A 22247-nucleotide genomic window follows, 5' to 3' on the forward strand; every position below is an offset into this window, starting at 1 on the left:
TGCGGGCAGGGGTGGCTGCTGGAATCGCCCGTACCGGGCACGTCCGCCCGAATCCGGCCGGACTCCCCCGATGGGACGAGCGGACGAGCGGGCGGCCGGGCGGCCGGACCACGCGTACCTGTGCGGTTCCTTATGGCTTCCTGATGACAACCGTCAGAAGCGGTCCGGCCGGTGCGATCGCCCCTAGGCTCACGACCGGTCAGAACTGATCTCCGTACCGGCGCGCACCACGACGTCCGGAATTCTGACGCCGCTCCGGACGGCCGCAGCCGGTCCGGAGGGATCCTCCACGACAAGGGGTTGTTTCGCCATGGCCGCACACCGACGCCACCGCACCTCCCGGATACCGGGGTTCGTCCGTTTCTCGGCCGTCTCCCTCACCGTCGCCGGTGCCGCATTCGCGAGTGCCCAGATCAGCAGCCAGACCCGCAGCGGGGGCACGGAGAGCGTCGCGGCCGCCGTGGCGCCGGACACCTCCACGGCCCAGGCGCCGGCCGACCCGCAGGCCCTCAACGCAGGGGCGGCGCCTGTCGATCCGTCCACCGCGGGCCCGGCCCCGTCGGCCGCGGCCTCCGCCTCCGCGCCCTCCGCGCCCGCCGCACCGGCTGCCGCTGTCCCCGCCGCTGCCGCTGCCACGACGCCCGCCCGGCAGAAGGCGGCCGCGAAGGCCGCCGTACCGAGCCCCAAGTCCGCGAAGCCGGACACCGGTGCTGCCCCCAAGACCGGCTCCGGGTCGGGCCACTCCGGCTTCACGGCCGGGTACGACGAAGGCTCCGACGGCAGCGCGGCGGTCAAGGAGGCGCTCACGGCGGCTGCCGCCGACGGGAAGAAGGTGCTGATCGACTTCGGTTCCAACGGATGTGGCAACTGCAGGGCCGCGGACAAGGTCTTCGGCGGCAGCACCGTGGGCGCGGTCCTCGACGCGTCCTACCACGTCGTCAAGGTCGACATCAGCGCCGGCTTCGAGATGCTCACCGGCTACTGCCCTGCCCAGAAGGGGAAGGCCTACGCGATGCCGGTCCTCGTCGTCCTCAACTCCAAGGGGGAAGTGACGACCCAGACCTACACCACGGGCAACCCGAAGCTCACCAACGACGGTCTGGGCGCCTTCCTGCGACAGTGGGCCTGATGGCGCGGGGCCACCGGTCACTCCGCGCCCGCGAGGCGGGCGCCCTGCCGCTGCTCCCCCTGTCCCTGGCTGCCGCCGGCTGCGCCGGTGACTCCGCGGCACCGGCGGGATCGAGGGCCGGGGCGGGCGGAGCCGGTACGGCCGAGACGGCAGCGGTGCTCCCGGCGGCCGACCGGAAGCCGGCCCCCGACACCGCCGGCAAGGCCCTCGACGGCAGCGAACCGGCGCTGCGCGCCGCCACCGCGCCGCACGGCGTACGGATGCCCGGCGTCAACGTCCGCGACTGCCGGACCAGACCGGCCCGGCAGTTCGAGAGGGCGTACGAACTGCTGCACTACCCGAGCATCCACGACCCCGACGGGGCCCTGCTGACGGCCTACCCGCCGACGCTGCTCAACCCCCGGGCGATCCCCTCCACCCTGGCCATCGACCGCCAGGGCCGGATCGCGATGGCCATCTCCGGACCGGTCACCCGCTTGCAGGCACTGCCTTGGAACGAGGCGAGCACCGGGCGGAGGGCGCTGCTGATGGTCTGCCACTGCGCCGGGCTCGGCGCCCCGTTCATGGTCGCGGCCCTGGCGTTCCGACGCGCGCCGGGCGCATTCCGCCTGGCCAAGAACCACCACCGCACCGTCATGCGAGCCGGCGGCGCCATGCTCGTCCTGGTGGGTCTGCTCCTGGCCACCGGCATCTGGACCGACATGGTCCACACCCTGCAACTTCGGCTCGCGGGCACGTCCGCAGCCCGGTGAGAGGAAGACTGGAACTCCTCCGGCGGCACCCTGGTTGCCACCTTCACCCCCGACGAGGCCGGCTTCCACCTCTACAGCGCCACGCTGCCCGCGGAGGGGGTCGAGGGGGCCGGCCGGCCCACGCAGGTACGGCCCACCGGCAAGGTGGCCGCGGCGGGCCGGCTCACCTCCGAAGCGCCCGTCGAGGAAATCGGGGTGCCGGGCGTGAGCACCGCCGTACCCGTGTACCCCGACGGCCCGGTGACGACCCGCCTGCCGATCCGCGCGACCGGTCCGGGCGAGGCCACGGTACTGATCGGCTGCGCGAGCTGCAGTTCGACGGAGGGGTGCACGATCCCGGTTTCCGACCGGGCGGTACGCCTGAACACCACCGCGGAGCACCTGACCTTCACCGGCTGACGGCCGCCCGGGCGGGCGTGGCCTTGGCCGCTCACCACGGATCCGCCAGAGCTTCAGCGGGGCGGGTCAGGACGAGGGGGCCGCGCAGATGCGGACCAGGGCCCGGTCCAGTCCTTCCCGGTGGACGGCGTCCAGCCCCATCTCGGCGGCCGCTGCCGCCTTCGCCCGGTCCAGAGCCGCTCCGCAGCCGGGGCGGGTCAGCAGGGGCTGCGCATCGCGGATGGCGGTCAGCAACCGTCCGTCGATGCGGTCGAGTACCGGGCGCACCTGAGTGCTCAGGTCGGGCCGATGGGTCGGCCGCTTCTCGGGCGCGGCCTGCCATGCGGAGTAGAGCGCCCGCTGGACGGTCTTGTTCGCCGCGATCTGGTCCTCGAAGATCCGGCTGACGGTGGCCGGCGGGATGCCCAGTTCCGCACCCCGCGCGAGGGCATCTTCGAGTACCACCTGTTCCCGAGCCGCATCGTCGATCGGCTGGGACGTGCCCCATTTCGCCGCGGCGACCGTGTCGGCGGTCATCATCCGCTCGCCTGCGAGCTTCACGAGCGTGCCCAGGGCTCGCCGGGAGGCCCCGGCGTGCGCGGCGTCCGGTTCCGCGCCGTGCACGGCGCCGGTCCAGACGAGGGCCACCATTCCCGCGCAGAGCAGGACGCGCAGGACGACCGTACGTCTGATGCTGGAGTTCATGCCCACCACTGTCCGCCCGCGGCCGGTGCCGCCGCCCCCTCGGATCGGCCCGGCGGGCGGAGGACGGCGCACCGGCCGAAGCGCCCCGGATCCCGGGCACCGGTGGATACGGCGCCTCCCCCGGTCGGAGGGTCCGCGCCTCCTCCCCAATGGCGGCTGATCGGCCCGGTCGGCCGTGCCGGTGGCGCCCTTACAGTCCTGGTCATGGATGAAAGGGATGCCCTCGACGCTGCGGACCGGGCGGAGTTCTCCCTCCTCTGGCTCGACCACAGCGTCGACGAGAAGGACTGTGCCGGAACCCGCCGCGCGCTGTTGAGCATCGCTCGGTGCATGGCGGAGATGGGCGATACGCAGACGGCCGCCGAGCTGCGGGCGCTGGCCGCACGCCACGGGGCCCCGGTGCCCCGGCCGACGCCGGACGGTCTCCTCCCGCGCCCGGCTCGCGGTGTGCGATCGCGCCGAGTGCCTCCGCAGACGCGGCCGCGCTGACCGCCCGCGCCCGGTCAGCGGTGCTCCGGCCGGGCCGCGGTACGGCCGCCCGGGTGCTGCCCGAAGGCTTGACCGTACGCGGTGGGTCGGCCCCGGTTCCGGCAGCAGAATGCGATCCCGGGAGCGGGCGCAGCGCTGTATCCGCACCGCCACGGCCCCCGGGTACCAGTGCCGCTACTCCAGAAGGAAGCACGATGTGCACACATGAACCGACCTGCCCGTCAGCCACCTCCCCCGACCGGGACGCCGCCGTGACCGTGCACCACCGCCCGGAACAGGGCTGGGCACGGCTCTGCAACGGGGTGACGCGTTTCGACGACACCGGCGAGCTGCTCCCCGACGGCTGCTGCGTCCCGCCGTGCCGAGTCCCCGTCGTCAGCACGAGCAAGGACTGCGGCCGTGTCCGCAGCTGAGCCCCGGTGGGCATTCTCGGAGGCGGTCCTGCGGTTCGGGGAGCTCGTCCACGCGTTCACCGCGGACAACCTCCGCCTGGAGCGGATCGTCCTGCGCACCAAGGCCGAGCAGGGCGCGATCGCGGACACGTTCAGCACGCCCGAACAAACAGTGGGCCACCAAGAAGTCTGGCGGGTGAAGTTCCTCCTCCTGGACATCGTCTACGGCGAACCCTCATCGGCCATCACCCGCATCACCACCGACCTCACGGGCGACCGGGGCAGGCTGCGCCCCGCATGGGACCTGGCGCTCCGGATCCGGGAGGGTGCGTACGGGTTCCCGACCTCGGACGTCGACCACGCCCACCGGGCGGTCTCCGAGTACGGCCTGGAGCTCTTCCGGCCGAACATGGCCAAGTGCCGCGCCCTGTGGAACAGCCTGCCCGCCGAAGAGCGGGCCCGGCTGTCCCCCGACGTCACGGACGTGATGGCCGCGGTGTCCGAACGTCTCAACGCCATGGAATCGGCGTTCTCAGCCCTGGAACACGGCTCCTGGGTCCTGCAGACCTCCGCGCACGCCGCGCGGGTCTAGCCGGTCATCCGCGCCCGTCCGCAGACCGTCAGCCGGACCGCCCCGAGGGCCCCGGCTCAGGGACACGGCCTCCCCAGGGCCGTCTTCCCCTGCACGAGCAACGTGGGGCCGTGGCCCTCGATCCCGGCCAGGGTCTCGCACGAGACGACGTAGCCGTCGGGGGGCAGGCGTACGGACAGGGGAGCGGACATCGGCACTTTCCGCTGACGGTGGACCGGTTGGGTAGGCCCAATGTCGGCCGGGGCGCCCGATCGCGCACCTCCGGGCCGCCTGCCGGACCGGCCGGTGCGGCGGACGACGCGTCGTCCCGAGTCAAGTGAGCGGATCGGTACGCAGGAACGGGCCGTGCTGTTGCAGGCGACGGCCGACCACACGCCCGAGGAACGCTGATCGGTGGCTCGTTGTGGACCGCCCGCTGGTGGTCGAGCTGATGGCGTGTCGGCGGTGAGGTCCAGCCCCCCCAAGCGCACGAAGCCCCTGATGGAGACGGATTTCTTATCGGAAAACCATCCACCAGGGGCTCCCCCGCCAGTCAACCGGACCCACCGTCCCGTCAAGCAGGCCGGAAAGAAAGTCAGAGTGCAATTCTCGGCAGCATATCGAGTTCCTTTCGATCGACCTACCGATCGACTTTCTTCAACTTCGCTTCAGAGGCGGGAGATCGCGGGCTGCGAGATGACGACCACGTTCACTGCCTGCAGACCCTTCGGACCCTTCTCCACATCGAAAGAAACCCGGTCCGCCTCGTTGAGCGACCTAAAACCATTGCCAACGATGGCACTGTAGTGGACGAAAACATCGGCGCTCCGAACTTCCGGGGAAATGAACCCGAAACCCTTTTCGCCGTTGAACCACTTGACCGTACCTACTGCCATGACTTCTCCGTATTGCTCATTGATGAATCGGAACAGAGAATGGTGAACCACCACAATCCGCCAGCCGATAATGCTGTCTCCATCACACACCGCACGTCCCGTCACCTCCTACCCTCTCCGGGCATTAGATGGGGCAATCGACAGGGCACCCGCCGCAATTCCCGACTCGCTCTCACCCATGGGGCTTCGCGCGTTCCTCACGTACCCGGCATCGAGCATCAGCTGCTCCGACGAGCAGACTCTTCGGTGGTGCGCTGCCCCAGTACCAGCGTGACGGTGCGGGACCGTCCGTCGCGGAGGAAGGTCACCTCGACCTTCTGGTCGGGGCGGTGCGCCCAGACGGCGCTCATCAGCGCGGGGGGGTTGGCGACGACCCGTCCGTCGAGAGCCGTGATCACGTCTCCGGGCCGCAGCCCGGCCCGAGCGGCCGGGCCGTCCGCGACGAGCACCGGGGTGCCGTCCTTGGGCGGCTTCTTCATGATCTGGACGCCCGTGCCGCCGTAGCCGCCGTCCGCGACGAGGCCCAGCTGGGCGTACGGGACCGTGCCGTGCTTCAGGAGGTTCTCCGCGACCCACTTCGCCTGGTTGACGGGGATCGCGAATCCCAGGCCCACGCTGGCGGCGGTGCCGCCCTGGGGCGTGGCCGCGGCGCTGATGGCCGAGTTCACGCCGATGACTCTGCCCGAGTCGTCCAGCAGCGGGCCGCCGGAGTTGCCCGGGTTGATCGGGGCGTCGGTCTGGAGGGCGCTGAGGTACGCGACCGCGGTCCCGTTCTGCGTGGTCACCGGTCGGTCCACGGAGCTGAGGATGCCGGAGGTGATCGTCCCCTCGAGGTCGAAGGGCGCGCCGGCGGCGACCACGGGCTCGCCGATCTCCACCCGGTCGGAGTCGCCGAGGGCCAGCGGCGGCGGGGTGCGGTGGCGTCCGTCGAGCTTGATCACGGCGATGTCGTAGCCCTTGGCCACGCCGACGGGCGAGGCCGGGACGGTGCTCCCGTCGGCGAAGGTCACGGTGAGCTTGGCCGGCCCGCCCTCCGGGTCGACGACGTGGGCGTTGGTGAGGATGTGGCCGGCGGAGTCGAAGAAGAACCCGGTGCCCACCGCCCGGACCCCGGGGCGCTCGGCCTGGATGGTGACGGTGCTGCGCAGCGCTTCCGCCGCGACGCCGGGTACCGGGCCGGCCGCGTGTGACCCGGCCAGGAAGGCGGGCCGCAGGGACAGGGTCGCCTGCATGCCCGAGCCCCAGGCTCCGATCAGACCGCCCACGGCGCCGGCGACCAGGGCGACCCCCACCCCGGCGGCCACGAGCTGCCGGACCGTGAACTCCCGCGCGGCCCCGGCCCGCTGCGTCGCCCCGGCCGGGCCGGGCAGCTCCGCCGGGGCGGCCGAAGCCGCTGGGGCTGGCGGGGAGGCGGGAGCACGCACTGTGGCCGGGTCGATCGGTGCGCCCGGCGCCACCGGTGCACCCGGGGCAGACGGGTTGTCGGGTTCGGCCGGTGCAGCCGGTGCAGCCGGTGCAGCCGGTGCAGCCAGGAGGGCCAGGATGGCCGGTGCTACCGGAACCGCCCCCCGTGCCACCTGGGCAGGCGGAGTGGTCGGGGTTTCGGGGTGGTCCGGGGCGTTCGGCGCCGCCGGTGCGCCCGACGCGGCCGGGGCGGTCCGGGCCTCCGGGGCAGGCGCCGCGGGTGCCGCGGGCGTCTCCGGGGTGTGCCTGCCTTCCTCTGACTTGCTCACCGGAACCTGCCTTCCTCGGCCCGCGTACGGGCACGGCGGTGGAGTGGTGTGTCCAGCATCGCCGCGTGGTGGCGCGGCCCGATCCCCCGACCGGAGGGTCCGGCCGGCGGAACCGGCCCTCCTCCCGTGCGGCCGGAGCGGGCCCCGACCGTTCCCCGGGCACCGCACACGGGCGGCCCGCCATGAGCGCGCCCTCCAGGGCGTTGCGGCGGACCCGCACCGCCCGGCCGCGCGCGCCGGGCAGGTGGCCGGCCATTGCCGGACCCGGCGCACCACGCGCGTGTCCGTCCGCTTCGGCGCCGGCGGGGCCGCTGCGCCACGAGGACGGGGCGCACGTGGCGGCCGAGGCCGTGGCGAGCACCACTCGCGCCCGGTCCCATACGTACTGGAGCACCCTGTCTACGCGAGCACGGCGTCGAGTGCGAGGTCGGAACCGGCCCGGGGCAGCCGGCGAGTCACCGACGGCGTCCCGGCCTCCCGGGCCACACGGCGGCCCGCCCTGCACGCGCGCCGTCGGCGAGAGCCGGCCCGCGCGACCGCATCCGCCGGCTTCCACAGGCGCGGGGAGACCGACGACAGGTCCGCGTGGGGACCGACCGCCACGGGTAGCGCCGCACGCCCCACCGCACGGGCGTATCCGGTGCGACCGGGCGCCGACCCCGGAGCGGGCACCGCCGCGTCCCCTCCGGGTCGGATCTTCCGGCCACGGCACTAGCCTGGCGGAGGCAGGGAAGGCCGCTCGCCGGACCCGTCCCGCCCCCGTAGCTCAGTGGACAGAGCGGGCGCCTTCTAAGCGCTTGGCCGCAGGTTCGAGTCCTGCCGGGGGCACCGGCCGTTCCCGTCCGCCAGGCATCAACGGCTGCGCCATGCACAGTTCTTGATGGTTCGTCACCTGTGTCCCCCGCCCCCTGTGGGCCGATCGGGGGAAGGCACGTAAGCCGGTGCGACGGACAGTGGGGGCGAGGCCCGCCCGTCCCGTGCGCCTCGTACGTCCCACGCGCGCGCAGCGGGTCGGAAACGAAGGGCGGCGACCCATGCGCACCGCCCTACTCACCCGCACCCCTCGCACCGCGGGGCGGGTTGCTGACCGTCTCGCCCGCGTCCGCGACGGAACACCGCGCCGGACAGCCCGGTGACAGGTGGCCGGCCTGACCCCCACCGTGTGGCGGCGGCACCATCGGGCCGACCGTCCTTGAAGGATGCTGCTGCCGTGGTTCGCGCAGCACGGCTACGGCTCCTCCTGCCCCCTCCGGTCGAGCTCACCCGCCCGGCCCCGGCCCTACGCCCATGGGCCCCTCGGCATCCGTCCTTTCACCGTCCGCTCGGCCGCTCCGCTGCTCGGCCGGTGCGCGCTACCGTGCGGATACCGGCCGTTCCCCGTACGGTCGGCCGCCTTCGTCCGGGGCCCGGGACGAGGGTGCATGGCTGACGCTCCGATGCCCCGACGGCGTCGGCCATCCACGGGCGACCCGGTGCCGAGTACGGCACCGGGCAGGGAGGCACCGCTCCGGGACCGGAGCGGTGCCTCCGACCCGAAGGGCTCCGATCCACACCGGCACGGTCGGCAGGAGTCGACAGGACAGCTGCGGGCCCCGGACTGGGTGGAGGCGTGGCAACGCCCGTGCGTCCCGTGGGCCGTGGGGGCCTTCGCGGGTGCGTCAGCAGGCCTCGGTCTCGTCCGCGAGGTGGCGCAGCAGGTCGGCGCCGGACTGGCGGCGTGCGAAGACGGCCCGCTGGCGGGCCGCCGGCGATCCTTCGCGGACCATGCCCATCAGCGTGCGGGTCACATGACCGTAGTCCCCGGCCGCCTCCAGCTCGGGTCCCAGCAGATCCACGAGCCGCCACACCAGCGTGGCCGCGGGCACCTCGGCACCCGTGAAGGGGTCGATCCCCTCGCCTTCGAACCCTCCACGGGCGGCACGCCAGCGCGCCAGCCTCAGCGCCCGACCCGAAACCACAGGGCTCATGAGCAGGCCGGGGTCCTCGGCGAGCACATGGGCCGCCAGTGCGCGGGCCAGGGCCGCCTGCAACAGGGCATCGTCGAGCCGCGAAGACATGTCCGGTGCCCGGAGCTCGACAGTGGGCCAGCTCACGCTCGGCCGCAGATCCCAGTAGACCATCCCCGTGTCCAGAGCCGCACCGGAGTCGAGCAGACCCTGGACGGCACCCTCGTACGCGGCCACCGAGGCGAAATGCGGCGGCAGCCCGGCCGAGGGCCACGAGGACCACGTCACCGTGCGCCAGCTCGCATGGCCGGTATCCCGGCCGTTCCAGACCGGGGAGGCCGCCGCGAGAGCGACGAACGTCGGGATCCACGGGCGCATACGGCTCGTCGCCCGGACCGCGAACTCCTTGTCGACCGTGCCCACATGCACGTGCCGGCCACAGCTGACGAGACTGTCCGTGAGCGCCCCGAACAGGGCCCGACGGACACGCCGGCGCTCCTTGTCGAGGTTCAGAGCCAGCGGCACCGGCGGCGCGAGCACCGGCGAGGCCGCCGCAACCAAACGGTACCCGCGAGCCCGGGCAGCGGCCGCCAGAACACGGCGGGCACCCGTCAAGCTCTCGCGCAGCCCGTCCAGGGTGTGGTGCACCGGCGTCGCCGTCTCCACCTGGTACAAGGTGCCCTCACCGTGGAAGGCGTGGCCCGAGTGCACCACGTCCGCGAGGATCTCCGGAGCGGCCGGGACCAACTGCCACGTCCGGGCATCCACGAGCAGATACTCCTCCTCCACCCCGAGCGAAAGCGACACCGACCGCCCGACGGCAGGGCTCGGCGAGGCTAGAGGGAGCGGCGGGAAGAGGGGCGGCGGGGAAACCAGCGTGCCGGCACCCGGCAAGGGGGAGAGGATCCTGGCGTTCAATGAGATCCAACCAATCGGACGGGCCGAGACGACACGGGCTTTCGGCGTGCTCCGGCGCGGAGGCCGGACGAAGCACGTCGCGGCATTGGGTGCCCGGCCGGCCAGGTGTGGCCCGAAGCCGGACGGGGATGCCTTCCATGCTGGTCCTGTGCCGGACGGCGGTCCTCCACCGATCGGCGGGCCGGGCGGCGGAGCTGCCCCGCACCGAGCGGCGGGGCAGACCTCCACCGTGCGCCGGTGCCCGGTGGCCGGGCCACCACGAAGGCCCCTCCGGTCACGGCGCCCTCCGGTACCGATCCCTGGCAGCCGTTGTCGAGGTGCGCCCGGCCCGGGAGCCGGCGGAGTTGCCCCGGTTGTGGCCGAGCACGGACAGGCGGCCGGCGGGCACGCTGACGTGGAACAGGGGTGTCGGCGCCGGCTGGGTCCCCGCTTTCCTGGGGGGGCGGCGCTGGGCGTGGGCGCTCCCGGACCAGTGGGTGAGCGTGGCGGCCAGAGCCCGTTCACCGCCCCCCGGCGTCGGCTCCATCGAGGCCGGGGGGATCACGAAGGCCCGGAGGACGAACGTCTCGAGCAGCAGGCTCTGGGCGATGCCGACGCACAGCGCGGCGGCGATGCGCCGGGGCGTACGGCGTGCGAGGCGGCGCCGGGCACTCCGCCGGCGCTCGGTCCTGCCGTTCCCGCGCGGCGCGGCTGCTCCGACGCGGGCCCCTGCGGTGTGCTGTGCCGAAGGCCGGACGGAGTGGAAAGGCCCGTCCCGGCACTCACGCCAGGCGGCTGCGGAACCGACGGAGCCACCGGCCCCGTACGGGGTCCGACGACGGCGGCACCTGACCGGGGAACCCGAAGTCCTGGCCGAGCGCCGGGAGGGTGATGACCACCGTCGTGCCCTCCGAGCCGGAGAGGATCGCCATGGTTCCCCGGACCGCCTCGATCCGGATGCGCAGCGAGGCGAGCCCGATGTGGCCGTTGAGCAGCTTGCTGCGCGGCTCGTCCGGGGCGATGCCGCGACCGTCGTCGCGCACCTCCAGCCTCCACACCCCCGTGTCGTCCATGAGCGAGACGTGGAACCGGGTGGCCTTCGCGTGCAGGACGACGTTGTTGAGGAGCTCCCGGGCGGCGGTGAAGACGAGACCCTCTCGCAGGTCGGGCTGCTCGGTGTCGTGGCGCACGGTGACCTCGCACGTGCCTTCGAGTCCGGCCCGCTCGGCGGTGGTGTTGGTCAGGAGGCTCAGGATGTGCCCGATCCCCTTGGCCTCCAGCATGAGCGGATGCAGTTCGGCGGTGAGGTCGCGCAACTGCCGGGAGATGTCGAGGAGTCTGACGCGCGCGGTGGCGACGGCCTCCGGGCCCTCGAGCCTCCGGGCCGTGCCCAGCTCGAGCCGTACGGCCAGCACGGACTGCAGCGGGCCGTCGTGCAACAGTTCCGCCAGGGTCGCCCGTTCGCGCTCCTCGACACACATCACCTCCGCCAGGAGGAGCCCCCGCTCCCAAATGAGCTGGCGGATCCACCCCGCCCGCTCCTGGTGCTGACGGGCGACCACCAGACAGGCCAGACAGGTCAGGACGAGGAAGGCGAGGACCGCCAGTGCGTTCTCGTCGACCGTGCGCACCCTTAGGCGCGGATCCCCGGCCAGCAGCAGCAGGTACGTCACCAGGCTCGCGACGGCGATCACGGCGGTGCGCCGCACCGGGAGCTGGAAGGCCGCGAACATCGGCACCAGGAACAGCGCGAGGGCGAGTGCGGGCGCTCCGTCCGAGACGAGTGCGAGGACGGCCACCACGACGACGTCCCCCCACAGCATGGCGCCGGCGAAGCTGGTGTGCTTGCGCGGCCGCCCCAGCCGGTACCGTCCCGCGGCCGTGGCGAGCGTGAGGAGTCCGTAGCCCGCCAGGGCGGCCACCGCGGGCAGGGGCAGCGGGCCGCCGTGCTCCAGCGCCGAGGCGAGTGCCAGGACGGCGAGGAGGCCGAGCCGCAGCCACGTGGAAGTGCGGATGAGGTCCGCCCGGTACGAGGTCAGGACGCCCTCGAGGCCTCCTGCGGAATAGGCGCGTTGAAGGGCGGCGAGTTCCGTGCCTCCCGGGGCGGTGGCGGAGTCCATGGCATGGTTCACAGGGAAATCCCGGATGTGGGGGACCTCTACCGGCAACCGGCGGGCCCGCTCGGGCGCTGCCTCGCTGGGGTGTCCCTCACGGGGATCTCCTCGGCCTGGCAGGACGGTGGCCACCCGGGTTCCCGGGCCGCCGCTAATCGAGGATCCCGCGGCGCATGGCCTCCGCCACGATGGCGGCACGGCCGGACACCCCCAGCTTGTCGCAGACGTGCTGGATGTGGGTCTTCACGGTGGACGGTGCCAGGTACACCGCCCGGGCTATCTCCGGGGTGGACATCCCGGACGCCAGCATCTTGAGGATCTCCATCTCCCGCTGGGTCAGTCGCGGGTCACGGATCTCGGTCCGGCTGCGGATCTCGGAGATCAGCCCCGCGGTGAGTCGCGTCGGCAGTACGGGGTCGCCGTCGTGGCAGGCCTTCACCGCCTGGACGATCTCGTGCGGCTCCGACTCCTTGGTGAGGTAGCCCCACGCCCCGTCCCGCAGGGCCTGGTAGACCGTCGCGTTCTCGGTGAACGCGGACAGGATCAGCATCCTGGTGGGCGAGCCGGATTCGGCCGCGGTCCGGGCGACCTGGGCTCCGTCCAGACCGGGCATGCGGTGGTCGAGCAGGGCGACGTCCGGCGCGACCTCCATGATGGCGGACAGCGCCTCCTTGCCGTCCTGGCATACGCGGACGACATCGAGCTGTTCGTCTGCCTCCAGTTCCCGGTGCACCCCATGGCGGTAGACGGGGTGGTCATCCGCGATGAGTACGCGGATGCGCGGCCCGGTCGTGCGGTTCATTGAGAAGGCCTCCATTGGGGTTTGGCAAGGACCAATCCTGTCCGTCGGCGGCGGGATCCGAACGAGGCATACGGGCAGCGATTAGGTCGATCAAAGAAGACCCCTTCGGTGGATTGACAATTCGCTCACCACGGGAAAAGCCCGTTGGGGCAGGTTCCCGCACCCCGCACCGTCAGCGGCGGCGGCGCCTTCGCTCCTGAGCGCCGTCGCAGCGGACCGGCCCGAAGGGGGTCCGCCGGAAGCGTCGCGCGGCGCCGCTCCCACGCGGGTGGGTGGTCCGCCGTACGCAGGGCGACCCCTGCGCGACCGGCTGCCCGGACGGCTCCTGCGGTAGCTGCCGAACTGCCGGGAAGCTGCTTCCGAGGACCGCTCGCGGCAGGCGCGCGGGGATGGGGAGCAGAAGCAGATGGGCCGCAGGCGGCACCGCACAGCAGGCAGGTACACGTTCGTCGGTGCGGGCCTGGCCACGCTGCTCATGTCCACGGGCGCCCTGCCCTACGCGAACGCGGACACCGGGCCGACGCAGACCGTGACGGTGGCCGCCCCGGTGGACGGAGCAGGTGGGGAGCGCGATGGGTCCGGACCGGCCGGGAGGGACCCCTCCGAGGCGTGCGCCGCGCACAACACGGAGGGCCGCTGCGGCGTTAGGCCCGCGACCCTAGCGGGGACCGTCTCCGCCGGGCGCGCCGACGGCTGCGGGTGGGCCCGCGCACAACCCGTCCCCTACGACGCCCCGGACGGCCCCGACGACGGCGACGGCCCGGAGCCCTCCGACGACGACCCGGCCGGCGACTCCCGGCCCGCCCCCCGAGAGGGCGAGGAACCTGCCGTCCCCGAGTGACGGGCCCCCGTATCCGTGGTCCCGGGCGCCGGCAGTGCCGCCGTACCCGTACGAAGGGCAAGCGCGGCTCCGCCGGTCTCACCCCGTCACCACCCCAGCCGCCCAGGCCCACGGACGCAGCACGAGCTCGATCGTGGCCGGCCCCCGGGGCAACACCGCCCCGGTGACGAGGGCGACGCCCGCCCGGCTCCCGGTCACCTCCGCTCTGGTGCCATCACCCCCGGCCGCCCCGGACGCCCGACCGGCATCCCCGGCCCCACGTGTCGCTCCGGCCCCGGCCGTGCCCGTGCCTCCGGACCCGCCGACGTCCCCACTCGCACCCGTGTCCCCGGCTCCAGACGTCGCCCCAGGGAGCCGGATGCCGGTCACGGCGACCCGCGCGGCCGTGGTTCCCGCCGGGGTGCCGGCGGACAGGGCGGTCTCCGGCTCGATGCCCAGGGCGACTTCCGCCCCGGGCGGTCCGGTGACCGTGAGGTCCTTCTCGGCACGCAGGGCGACGCCGCGGCCCCGCGGGTCACGGACCCGCGCGAGGGCCTCGCCGGCCCGGACCACCGGCGCGGTGACGAGGGACCGGTCACCGTCTGCCATCACCTGCCGGGCTGCGGTGGTCAGCGCGGACGGGCGCGGCTGGCCGAGTACCGCCCCCACGACGAGCCGGCTGCGACCGTCGATCTCCCGGCGCGCGGCGAAGACGAGGTTGCGCCCGGCGGCCCGGGTGGTGCCGGTCTTCCCTGCGAAGACACCCTCCCGCCCCAGCAACGGGTTGGTGTTGACGTGGCGGTGCCCCAGCACGTCGGTGTACGAGGAGCTCGCCAGGGCGGTGAACGCCGGCAGCCGCAGGGCCGCCCGCAGCAGCCGGACCTGGTCCGCGGCCGTGCTGACGGTCGAGGGTTCGAGCCCGCTGGGGCCGGTGTAGTGGGTGCCTGCCATGCCGAGCCGCTGCGCCGTGCCGTTCATCTCGCCGACGAAGCCGGCCACGGCCGGACCGTACCAACGTGCCAGCTCGTCGGCGACGTTGTTCGCCGAGGCGCCCAGCAGCGCCTCCAGCGCCTGCCGCTCGGTCACTCGCTGCCCGGGCTCCAGCGGCACCACTGACTCCGACCGCGCGGCGCGGGCCGCGGCACGGCCGGCCTCGGCGGCCGACACGGTGAACGAGGGACCGGCCCCACCCGCCGGAAGGGGGTACCGGGACAGGAAGACGTACGCCGTCATCAGCTTGGCCGTGCTGGCCATCGGTACCGGGGCCTGGTGCGGGGAGGCGTACACCTGCCCGCCGGCGACGGCGAACGCGCCCTGGCCGGTCGCGGGCCACCCGGGGGCCACGGGGGCGCCGGGGAGGGTCCGCACGAGGGCGGGAGCGGCGGGCGGCCGGGCGAACAGCACCAGCCCGAGCGCAAGGGCCGCGGTGCACAGCACGGCGGTCAGGGCCGGCAGCGCCGGCAGGGCTCGCCGCCACGGGGCCCGCCTGTCGGCGGGCGAAGGCAGGCATGGTTCACGACGCATATGGGGGCTCTCCTAGGGGTGTCTTGTCGATCCGGCCGGGTTCGCGGTGTCTGGTGCCGCGCCTCACCGCGTTGTCGTCACTCGCCGACGCTCCGCGTCGACCCCCTCCTCCGCCTTGCGATGCACGGCACCGGACACCGCTCCCTGATCCGGCCCGGTCGACAAGGCGCTCCCCAGGTCGGGTGATGGCCGGCGGAGGGAGAGGTGAGCCGGTGCGGCGCACCACGAGGGCGGCGGATCCGGCGCTGGCGCAGACCCTGGAACCGCCGCCTGCGGCCGCCCGCCCATCCGGCCACCCGCCCCGCCGTACCGGTCTCCCCCCACCCTCCGCGGCCGCACCCGCCCGCGCATCCCCTCGTCGGCGGATCCCGGCAGGTGACAGCCGGCATCGCGCGGACAGCGGAGCCCTCCGGTGCGCACGCACCTCCTCCACCGGCCCGACGACCGATCGGTGGAACCGGCCCGTCCGGGCCGCTGCCTACGGTGAGGACACCGCCGAACACCTCGTACGGCAGTCCCGAACGTCCGAAGGACACGAGACGATACGAAAGGGTGAGCCCGTTGTCCCAGTACACGCCCCGGGCCGAAATGACACCGGACCAGCTCGCTCTGGCGCGACGCGAGGTCAAGCGGCGCAGGTACCTGGCCCAGAGCGGCAAGCCCTCGCGCAGCCACGACATCGCGGACGTCCAGCGGCACCTGCGCCGCCTCTACTACCGGGGCGGGATGACCGCCCGCGCCATGGCGGCACAGAGCGGCGTCAGCCGGGACACCATCCTGCACGTGATCAAGGGGCACCGGATGGTCGGCGGCCGCAAGGTTCCGATCACCTGTCTGCTTCAGTCCACGATCGACAAGCTCTGGACGGTCGAACTGGAGCTGCCCCCGGACGAGGTGCGCGCGGGCTCCCACCTCCCGCCGCTCGGCACCCGCCGCCGTCTCCAGGCGCTCAATGCCCTGGGCTACGACGGCGTGTGGATGGCGGAGCAGCTCGGGATCTCCCCCGGCAACCTCAACGCCATGATGCTCAGCGTGCGCAGCCGCCACTACGTGTACGCGGCCACGGCGCACCGGGTCGCGGCCCTCTACGACGAGTACCAGCACACGGACCCCGCGGGCGCGGGACGCGGCGCCTGGCACATCAGCACCGCGAAGACCCGGGCGGCGAAGAAGGGCTACGCCCCGCCGTCGTGCTGGGACGAGGACACGATCGACGCCCCGGAGGCGCAGCCGGAGTGGACGGGCGCGTGCGGATCGACCGCGGGCCACGCGATCCACCGGCGCGAGGGGATCCCCGTCTGCGACGCCTGCCGGCAGGCCCGCAACGAGCGGATCCTGGACCGGGCCATGGAAGCCCCCACACAGAAGGTCGCCCTGGGATCCCTGGCGGCCCGCCGCCTCCGGGACCGCCGCGCGCCCTCTCCGGTGCTCCGGCACCCGGCGGTCATCGCACCCGGACGGCAGGCATCGGCCGCCTGACCCCGCGGTGGCCGTCAGATCGGGTCCCGTACCGGCGGACGCCGATCGGAGGGGACGGTGGGAGGGGCCGATCGGAGGGGGCCATCGAATGGCCGTTCGGTGGATTCTCGTTCCACAGGGCGTCCTTAGGCTGCCCATGATCTTTCCCGGCCTGCCCCAACCCCTGGAAGCGTGATGTGACCATGCGATTCATCCGGTACGAGGACCTGGACACCGACTACGGACCCGGCTTCGAAGAGGACGTGGACGCGATTGTCGCCGAGGTCGAGCGCACGGTGCGCGGCTCGGCCGAAGCGGAGGGGACGAAGGACGCCGTGCGCTTCGCGCACGCCAAGCCCTACGGGCTGCTGCGGGCTGAGGTCCGGGTCCTTCCTCCGGCCGACCCCGCCTATGCGCAAGGGGTGTTCGCCTCTCCGGGGCGCTATCCCGCGGTGATCCGGTTCTCGAACGGAACGGGGCACGTGCGTCCGGACGTCCGGCTGGGAAGCGCCTGCGGCATGGCGATCAAGATGTTCGGGGTCGCAGGACAGGCCCTCACGGACGAACCGGCCGCGGGGACGATGGACTACAACCTCATCAACAACCCCGTGTTCTTCGCGAACACCGCCCGCGACTACGTCGTCCTCGCCCGGCTGTTCAGCGAACTGCCCGATGCTCTGGCGGACCGCTCGCGCCGCGCGCCCTGGCTGCACGCCTTCCTCACCCGGGACGGGACGCTGCCGCCCGAGCACTGGCTGTGGGACGAACTCTTCGCGGTGCTCTCCCAGGCCGGTCGCCCCGTACCGCACCTGATGCACACGGAGTTCTGGTCCATGGGGGCCCTGCGCCACGGCGACCACGTCGCCAAGGTCCGGGTGGTCCCGGCCGCCGAGAACCCGGCCGCTCCCTCCCTCCCGGTGGACCCGCTTTCATCCGCGCATCCCGTCCGCGAGGCGCTCTTCGAGGACGCCCTGTCGGCGGAGCACGTGTTCGACCTCCAGGTGCAGCTCTGTACCGACCTCTCGACCATGCCCGTGGAGAACACCTCGGTCCCGTGGCCCGAGCGCCTCTCCCCCTTCGTGACGGTGGCCCGGATCGTCGTGCCCGCCCAGAACCTCTCCGCCCCGGACAACCTCGACCGCGCGGACGCCCTGTCCTTCACCCCCTGGCGCACCCCCGAGGAGCACCGCCCGGTGGGACAGATCCAGGAGGTGCGCCGACGCGTCTACGAGCGCTCGTCCGTCCTGCGCCACCAGCTCAACGGACAGCCCCGTGCGGAGCCCGGCGGTCCGGACGAGGCACTCCCGCCGACGGCCTGACGGGCCGCACGGCCCGCAGGCGCCAAACAGCCCGCGGCCGGCTCCGCCGATCGGTCCCCGCGGGAAGCAGGAGCGGGTGCGAGAGCGAAAGGAATCGGCCGCGGCCGGTCCGGCGGACGGCCCGACGCCCTGGCGGGACCGGCCGGTGCGGCATTAGGTTGCCGCCCCTCCACCCATGGAAGGGGAACCCCCGTGCGCCGAGCCGCAACCCTCATCACCTCCCTGTCCTTACTGACCCTCGCCACCGCAGGCCCTGCGGCTGCGGCCGGTCCGGGCGACGACCTGACCCCGCGGGTGCCGGGCAAGCACTCGGTCGTGCACCGCGAGCAGGCCGCCATCGCCGCGAGCCCGGCCAGGATCTGGGACATCCTGGCCGACCTGCCGCGCTACGGAGAGTGGAACCCCTGGGTCCGCCAGGCCGAGGGCCGACTCGAGCCGGGCAGCAGAGTCGACGTCACGGTCGTCCTCGGCAACCACGTGATGGCCGCCCAGCACACCGTCCTCGTGGTGGAACCGCAACACCGCCTCTGTTGGCGGGACGCGGGGTGGAACGCGTACTTCGTGTACGGGCAGCGCTGCCGGACCCTGGAACAGCGGCCCGACGGCACGGTGCTCGTCACCAACGAACTGCTGCTGGACGGGATCTTCAGCTCTTCCACGAACCTGCTCATGGGAGCGGCCCTCCAGCAGGGCCTGGCCGGTGAGACCAGCGCCCTCAAGCAGCGGGCGGAACGGGCGTCCTGACTCCTCCCGCTCCAGCGCCCGCCCTCACACCGGCCCCCTGCAAGGGCGGGCGCCACCGTTCACATCCGAAGCGCAGTCGGCTACTGTCCCTCCCCGCAACTGCCACCGCCCGCGGACGCAGGGGGAGCCGGATCGCCATGGCCATGACCGTCATACGCTTCAACCTCGTCGATCCGGAGCCCGCGGCGGGCTCGCTCGCGGACCGCTACGGCACGGCTCTGGAGATGGCCGCATACGCGGACCAGCACGGTGTCGACACGATCCAGACCGAGGAGCACCACGGCGCCGCGAACAACTGGATGCCTGCTCCGCTGCCCTTCGCGGGCGCGGTGCTCGGCGCGACCCGCCGCACCACGGTGACGATTTCGGCCGTTCTCGGCCCCCTGTACGACCCGTTGAGACTGGCCGAGGACATCAGCGTCCTCGACCTGGTCAGCAGGGGGCGCCTGGTCACCGTCGTGGGCGTCGGGTACCGGCCCGAGGAATACGCGGCACTCGGCGTGGACTTCAAGCAGCGGGGCACCCTGCAGGACGAACTCCTGGACACCCTCCTCGCCGCTTGGACGGGCGAGGAGTTCACGTACCGGGGCCGTGCGGTGCGGATCACCCCGCGCCCCCACACCCGGCCGCACCCCCTGCTGATCGTCGGCGGGGCGTCGAAGCCGGCGGCCCGCCGTGCGGCCCGGCTCGGCCTGCCCTTCTTCCCCAGCGCGCACCTGCCGGAGCTGGAGGCGTACTACCACCGCATGCGCGGCGAGTACGGCACGAACGGCTACTGCATGATGCCCGCGGCCCGCACGCCTCTGCTGCACATCTCGCCGGACCCGGACGAGACCTGGGCGCGGTACGGGGCGCACTTCCTCCACGAGGCCCGCACGTATGCCTCATGGCAGTCCGACGAGACCCACTCGGCGGTCGAGTCGGCTGCGGGCGACGTGTCCGAGCTGCGGGCCGAGGGGGTCTACCAGGTCCTGACGCCGGACGAAGCCGTCGCTGCGGGCCTGTCCACCTACGTGCTGCACCCGCTGTGCGGGGGGATGCCCCTCGACGAAGGCTGGCGCAGCATCCGCCTCTTCTTCGATCGGGTGCTGCCACGCCTGGCTTCTTGAGCGCGGCCCCGCGAGCCCGTCGTGGAGCCGGGATCAGATCTCCGAGGCGTGCAGCGGCGCGAGGCCCGTCCGCGTCGACAGGGTCGGGACGGGGACGACGAGCACGGGGCACGTCGCGTGGGTCGCGCAGTACCGTGCCGTCGAGAATCCCGGCAGCAGGCGCCGGCGCGGGGATCCGACGACCAGGAGGTCGCCTTCCCGGTCCGCGACCCGGGTGAGCACCGGTCCGGCACCTCCCAGGGCCGCAAGGGCCGAAAAGCGCACGCCGGTCGGTCGGCCGCCCGTCCCGAAGGCGGAATCGAGCACGGAATCCAGCAGGTGCTCCGCGACGCTCCGCTCCGTCAGAATGTAGTCGGCGGTATGGACCGTGGGGGCGGAGGCCAGTACGGCAACCACCTCCGCACCGCAGCGACGGGCCTCGCCCACTGCCCGGTGGAGGGCGGTGATGCTCCCCGTGGAGCCGCTGACGCCGACGACGATTCGCTGGTAACCAGGGTTGACCATGGAGATCACTTCCTTGTTTCGGGCTTGGTCCGGCGGAGGGGGACCAGGTTGAGGAGGAGGCCTGCGACGGCGACCCCCGTGACGAGGTTGAGGCCGGGGCGGTAGGGGGAGAAGGTTGCTCCGCTGTGACCGGCCGTACCCAGCAGGGCGGTGAGGACGGCGAGGACCAGGGCGGCGCCGACCATCGAGGAGGTCTGGACCAGCCCGGAGGCAAGCCCCTGTTCCTCGTCCCGGATGCCTTCGGTGGCCTGCGCCATGATCGCGCTGTACCCGAGGGCGAAGCCCACACCGAGCAGCAGCAGCGCCGGGAGCATCGTGGCCAGGTACCCGGGCGAAGTGCCCGCGGTGGCCAGGAACCACACGTACCCCAGGGCGGTGGAGGCCATGGCGACACGGATCAGCGGCGCGGTTCCGAAGCGGTCGATGAGCCTTCCGGCGACGGGCGAGCCGATCACGACGACGATGCCGACCGGCAGGAGCGCGAAGGCCATGCGCAGCGGGGACCAGCCACGGCCGTCCTGGAGGAACAGGGCGAGCATGAACTGGAAGCTCATGTAGGAGCCGATCTGGGCCACGATGCTGAGATTGGCCCGGACGGTGGTGGCATGCCGCAGGATGCCCAGTCGCACCAGCGGGTGGCGGACACGCTTCTCGATCAGGACGAAGGCGGCCAGCAGCGCCACGGCCAGGGCCAGGGTGCCGAGCGTCTCGGGCGAGGTCCAGCCCCTGGCCGGCGCGCTCACCACGGCGTACACGACGAGCAGCATGCCCAGGGTCAGGGTGACGGCGCCGGCCGGGTCGTGGCCGCCGGCCTTGACGGGACGGTCGCGGGGGATCAGCTTCCAGCCGACGGCGATGGCCAGCAGCGCGAGCGGGGCGGGCATCAGGAAGACATAGCGCCACCCGAAGCCGGTCAGCAGGCCGCCGAAGACCAGTCCCAGGGAGTAGCCCATCGCGCCGAAGAGGCTGAAGACCGACAGTGCGCGGTTGCGCTGCGGCCCCTCCGGGAAGGTCGTGGTCAGCAGGGACAGGCTGGTGGGAGCGGTGAAGGCGGCGGCCACGCCCTTGATGAACCGGGTCGCGATCAGCAGGGAACCGCTGTCGACCAGACCGCCGAGCAGCGAGGCGGCGGCGAAGACGCCCAGGGCGATCAGGAAGACCCGCCGGCGCCCCAGCAGATCGGCAGCCCGGCCGCCCAGCAGCAGCAGGCCGCCGTACCCCAGGAAGTAGCCGTTGACGATCCACTGCAGGGAAGCGGGCCCCATGTCCAGGTCCCGGCCGATGGAAGGCAGTGCGATCCCCACCATCGATCCGTCCAGACCGTCCAGGAACAGTACGAGGCACAGCACGGCGAGGACGCCCCACAACCGGGCCGGCCACCGCTGTGCGACATCGCCCTGCGGCGAACCGGGAAGCATGGTGGTCGTGGACATCGGTGGGACCCTCCGTGAAGACCCCGGCCGGGTGACCCGTGGGGTTTTGCGGTAGCGGAGGTTTCACCGTATTGATCACTTGATGGGTGTTTCATCCACCGATCGACCCCCGCTGCGGTGGATACCCCTCGGGGCAGTCGGCAGACGGGGCTCCGGTCGGTCCGGCGTCGACCTGCCGGCGGGCCCGGGTGGGGCTCCGGGGGCGCCTCACCGGGCGGGTCCGGCCCGGTCGGAGACCGGCCGGAGACCGGCCGGTGGGCGAGCGCGTACGCGCTGCCGAGTTCCTCCAGCGGGATCCCGGCGACGATGCCGCACGGCTCGCGGCAGAGGGCGGGCCCCTGCCCTCGGGGCAGGCGTACGTGCAGTCCTTCCGCCGGGACCGAACGGCCGGACCGAACGGCCGGGCCGGGCGGCAGACCCGCGCCGGGCCCCGCGAGTGCCCCAACGGGATTGCGGGCCGGACCTCCCCGAGGTGGGCTTGCGAAGCGCCCGCCTCACCCGCCGGCGAGCTGCCCGTCCGCGCGCCCCCTCC

Annotated in this window: 21 protein-coding genes and 1 tRNA gene; 12 read left to right on the top strand and 10 right to left on the bottom strand. The window is 73.1% G+C overall.

The genetic code is table 11. The features are described from left to right. Positions 1-310: 310 nt before the first annotated feature. The 3 genes from ACFYM0_RS02740 (at position 311) to ACFYM0_RS02750 (ending at position 2280) form a co-directional block, all read left to right on the top strand. The gene (locus tag ACFYM0_RS02740; RefSeq protein WP_388495877.1) at positions 311-1129 is read left to right on the top strand and encodes a thioredoxin family protein; all 819 of its coding nucleotides are present in this window, start codon (positions 311-313) and stop codon (positions 1127-1129) included. After that, positions 1129-1881, top strand: a complete 753-nt coding sequence (locus ACFYM0_RS02745) for a cytochrome c biogenesis protein CcdA (protein ID WP_388495879.1) — start codon at positions 1129-1131, stop codon at positions 1879-1881. Before ACFYM0_RS02740 ends, ACFYM0_RS02745 begins: the two co-directional genes overlap by 1 nt. Positions 1882-2085: 204 nt before the next feature. Beyond that, a complete protein-coding gene (locus ACFYM0_RS02750) occupies positions 2086-2280 on the top strand; it encodes a hypothetical protein (RefSeq protein WP_388495880.1) in 195 nt (64 codons plus the stop codon). A 66-nt stretch (positions 2281-2346) separates the two neighbouring features. On the opposite strand, the gene ACFYM0_RS02755 is transcribed toward ACFYM0_RS02750, so the two are convergent. Further along, positions 2347-2964 (bottom strand): chorismate mutase, encoded by a 618-nt coding sequence (locus tag ACFYM0_RS02755; protein WP_388495881.1) that lies wholly within the window; start codon positions 2962-2964, stop codon positions 2347-2349. 204 nt (positions 2965-3168) lie between these two features. Between ACFYM0_RS02755 and ACFYM0_RS02760 the strand changes: the two genes are divergently transcribed. From ACFYM0_RS02760 to ACFYM0_RS02770, 3 genes are all read left to right on the top strand, one after another. Continuing rightward, on the top strand, positions 3169-3453 hold the full coding sequence (locus ACFYM0_RS02760) for a hypothetical protein (protein WP_388495883.1): 285 nt from the start codon (positions 3169-3171) through the stop codon (positions 3451-3453). 194 nt (positions 3454-3647) lie between these two features. Further along, on the top strand, positions 3648-3866 hold the full coding sequence (locus ACFYM0_RS02765; protein WP_388495884.1) for a DUF5999 family protein: 219 nt from the start codon (positions 3648-3650) through the stop codon (positions 3864-3866). Then, positions 3853-4437: a hypothetical protein gene (locus tag ACFYM0_RS02770; RefSeq protein ID WP_388495885.1), complete on the top strand. Its 585-nt coding sequence runs from the start codon at positions 3853-3855 to the stop codon at positions 4435-4437. The genes ACFYM0_RS02765 and ACFYM0_RS02770 overlap by 14 nt, the downstream gene beginning before the upstream one ends. Before the next feature lie 56 nt (positions 4438-4493). Here the strand turns inward: ACFYM0_RS02770 and ACFYM0_RS02775 are convergent, their stop codons facing one another. The 3 genes from ACFYM0_RS02775 to ACFYM0_RS02785 all read right to left on the bottom strand — a co-directional run bounded on the left by ACFYM0_RS02775 (position 4494) and on the right by ACFYM0_RS02785 (position 6736). Continuing rightward, entirely contained in the window at positions 4494-4628 is a 135-nt protein-coding gene (locus ACFYM0_RS02775) for a hypothetical protein (RefSeq protein ID WP_388495887.1), read from the bottom strand. Positions 4629-5084: 456 nt separating this feature from the next. Then, positions 5085-5312: a cold-shock protein gene (locus tag ACFYM0_RS02780; RefSeq protein ID WP_388496718.1), complete on the bottom strand. Its 228-nt coding sequence runs from the start codon at positions 5310-5312 to the stop codon at positions 5085-5087. A 218-nt stretch (positions 5313-5530) separates the two neighbouring features. Further along, positions 5531-6736, bottom strand: a complete 1206-nt coding sequence (locus tag ACFYM0_RS02785; protein ID WP_388495889.1) for a S1C family serine protease — start codon at positions 6734-6736, stop codon at positions 5531-5533. 1064 nt (positions 6737-7800) lie between these two features. Between ACFYM0_RS02785 and ACFYM0_RS02790 the strand changes: the two genes are divergently transcribed. Next, positions 7801-7873 (top strand) — tRNA-Arg (locus ACFYM0_RS02790). A gap of 830 nt (positions 7874-8703) precedes the next feature. On the opposite strand, the gene ACFYM0_RS02795 is transcribed toward ACFYM0_RS02790, so the two are convergent. From ACFYM0_RS02795 to ACFYM0_RS02805, 3 genes are all read right to left on the bottom strand, one after another. Beyond that, complete coding sequence (locus ACFYM0_RS02795) at positions 8704-10413, bottom strand: YbdK family carboxylate-amine ligase (protein ID WP_388495891.1); 1710 nt, start codon at positions 10411-10413, stop codon at positions 8704-8706. 257 nt (positions 10414-10670) lie between these two features. Next, positions 10671-12020: a sensor histidine kinase gene (locus ACFYM0_RS02800; RefSeq protein ID WP_388495892.1), complete on the bottom strand. Its 1350-nt coding sequence runs from the start codon at positions 12018-12020 to the stop codon at positions 10671-10673. A 133-nt stretch (positions 12021-12153) separates the two neighbouring features. Beyond that, positions 12154-12804, bottom strand: a complete 651-nt coding sequence (locus ACFYM0_RS02805; RefSeq protein ID WP_388495894.1) for a response regulator — start codon at positions 12802-12804, stop codon at positions 12154-12156. 406 nt (positions 12805-13210) lie between these two features. Here ACFYM0_RS02805 and ACFYM0_RS02810 point away from each other — a divergent pair, with 406 nt between their 5' ends. After that, positions 13211-13645: a hypothetical protein gene (locus ACFYM0_RS02810; protein WP_388495895.1), complete on the top strand. Its 435-nt coding sequence runs from the start codon at positions 13211-13213 to the stop codon at positions 13643-13645. A 78-nt stretch (positions 13646-13723) separates the two neighbouring features. Here the strand turns inward: ACFYM0_RS02810 and ACFYM0_RS02815 are convergent, their stop codons facing one another. Beyond that, positions 13724-15148: a D-alanyl-D-alanine carboxypeptidase family protein gene (locus ACFYM0_RS02815; protein ID WP_388495897.1), complete on the bottom strand. Its 1425-nt coding sequence runs from the start codon at positions 15146-15148 to the stop codon at positions 13724-13726. 561 nt (positions 15149-15709) lie between these two features. On the opposite strand from ACFYM0_RS02815, the gene ACFYM0_RS02820 reads away from it, so the two are divergent. The 4 genes from ACFYM0_RS02820 (at position 15710) to ACFYM0_RS02835 (ending at position 19778) form a co-directional block, all read left to right on the top strand. After that, entirely contained in the window at positions 15710-16627 is a 918-nt protein-coding gene (locus tag ACFYM0_RS02820; RefSeq protein WP_388495899.1) for a hypothetical protein, read from the top strand. Positions 16628-16809: 182 nt separating this feature from the next. Beyond that, on the top strand, positions 16810-17925 hold the full coding sequence (locus tag ACFYM0_RS02825; RefSeq protein ID WP_388496721.1) for a catalase family protein: 1116 nt from the start codon (positions 16810-16812) through the stop codon (positions 17923-17925). 192 nt (positions 17926-18117) lie between these two features. Next, positions 18118-18669 carry an SRPBCC family protein gene (locus tag ACFYM0_RS02830; protein ID WP_388495901.1) on the top strand — a complete coding sequence of 184 codons (552 nt, stop codon included), beginning with the start codon at positions 18118-18120 and terminating at the stop codon, positions 18667-18669. A gap of 137 nt (positions 18670-18806) precedes the next feature. Beyond that, entirely contained in the window at positions 18807-19778 is a 972-nt protein-coding gene (locus tag ACFYM0_RS02835; protein ID WP_388495902.1) for an LLM class flavin-dependent oxidoreductase, read from the top strand. Positions 19779-19811: 33 nt separating this feature from the next. On the opposite strand, the gene ACFYM0_RS02840 is transcribed toward ACFYM0_RS02835, so the two are convergent. Beyond that, positions 19812-20282, bottom strand: coding sequence for a universal stress protein (locus ACFYM0_RS02840; RefSeq protein WP_388495903.1), 471 nt, complete (start codon positions 20280-20282; stop codon positions 19812-19814). 5 nt (positions 20283-20287) lie between these two features. After that, positions 20288-21715, bottom strand: a complete 1428-nt coding sequence (locus ACFYM0_RS02845; RefSeq protein WP_388495905.1) for an MFS transporter — start codon at positions 21713-21715, stop codon at positions 20288-20290. Positions 21716-22247: the final 532 nt, after the last annotated feature.

The organism is Streptomyces sp. NPDC006487 (assembly GCF_042870555.1).
Taxonomy (GTDB): Bacteria; Actinomycetota; Actinomycetes; order Streptomycetales; family Streptomycetaceae; genus Streptomyces.

Bases quoted from the DNA above. Each gene is read 5' to 3' on its own strand.
- ACFYM0_RS02740 (WP_388495877.1), top strand. From the start codon at position 311: ATGGCCGCACACCGACGCCACCGCACCTCCCGGATACCGGGGTTCGTC.
- ACFYM0_RS02745 (WP_388495879.1), top strand. From the start codon at position 1,129: ATGGCGCGGGGCCACCGGTCACTCCGCGCCCGCGAGGCGGGCGCCCTG.
- ACFYM0_RS02755 (WP_388495881.1), bottom strand. From the start codon at position 2,964: ATGAACTCCAGCATCAGACGTACGGTCGTCCTGCGCGTCCTGCTCTGC.
- ACFYM0_RS02760 (WP_388495883.1), top strand. From the start codon at position 3,169: ATGGATGAAAGGGATGCCCTCGACGCTGCGGACCGGGCGGAGTTCTCC.
- ACFYM0_RS02765 (WP_388495884.1), top strand. From the start codon at position 3,648: ATGTGCACACATGAACCGACCTGCCCGTCAGCCACCTCCCCCGACCGG.
- ACFYM0_RS02775 (WP_388495887.1), bottom strand. From the start codon at position 4,628: ATGTCCGCTCCCCTGTCCGTACGCCTGCCCCCCGACGGCTACGTCGTC.
- ACFYM0_RS02780 (WP_388496718.1), bottom strand. From the start codon at position 5,312: ATGGCAGTAGGTACGGTCAAGTGGTTCAACGGCGAAAAGGGTTTCGGG.
- ACFYM0_RS02805 (WP_388495894.1), bottom strand. From the start codon at position 12,804: ATGAACCGCACGACCGGGCCGCGCATCCGCGTACTCATCGCGGATGAC.
- ACFYM0_RS02810 (WP_388495895.1), top strand. From the start codon at position 13,211: ATGGGCCGCAGGCGGCACCGCACAGCAGGCAGGTACACGTTCGTCGGT.
- ACFYM0_RS02815 (WP_388495897.1), bottom strand. From the start codon at position 15,148: ATGCGTCGTGAACCATGCCTGCCTTCGCCCGCCGACAGGCGGGCCCCG.
- ACFYM0_RS02825 (WP_388496721.1), top strand. From the start codon at position 16,810: ATGCGATTCATCCGGTACGAGGACCTGGACACCGACTACGGACCCGGC.
- ACFYM0_RS02835 (WP_388495902.1), top strand. From the start codon at position 18,807: ATGGCCATGACCGTCATACGCTTCAACCTCGTCGATCCGGAGCCCGCG.
- ACFYM0_RS02840 (WP_388495903.1), bottom strand. From the start codon at position 20,282: ATGGTCAACCCTGGTTACCAGCGAATCGTCGTCGGCGTCAGCGGCTCC.
- ACFYM0_RS02845 (WP_388495905.1), bottom strand. From the start codon at position 21,715: ATGTCCACGACCACCATGCTTCCCGGTTCGCCGCAGGGCGATGTCGCA.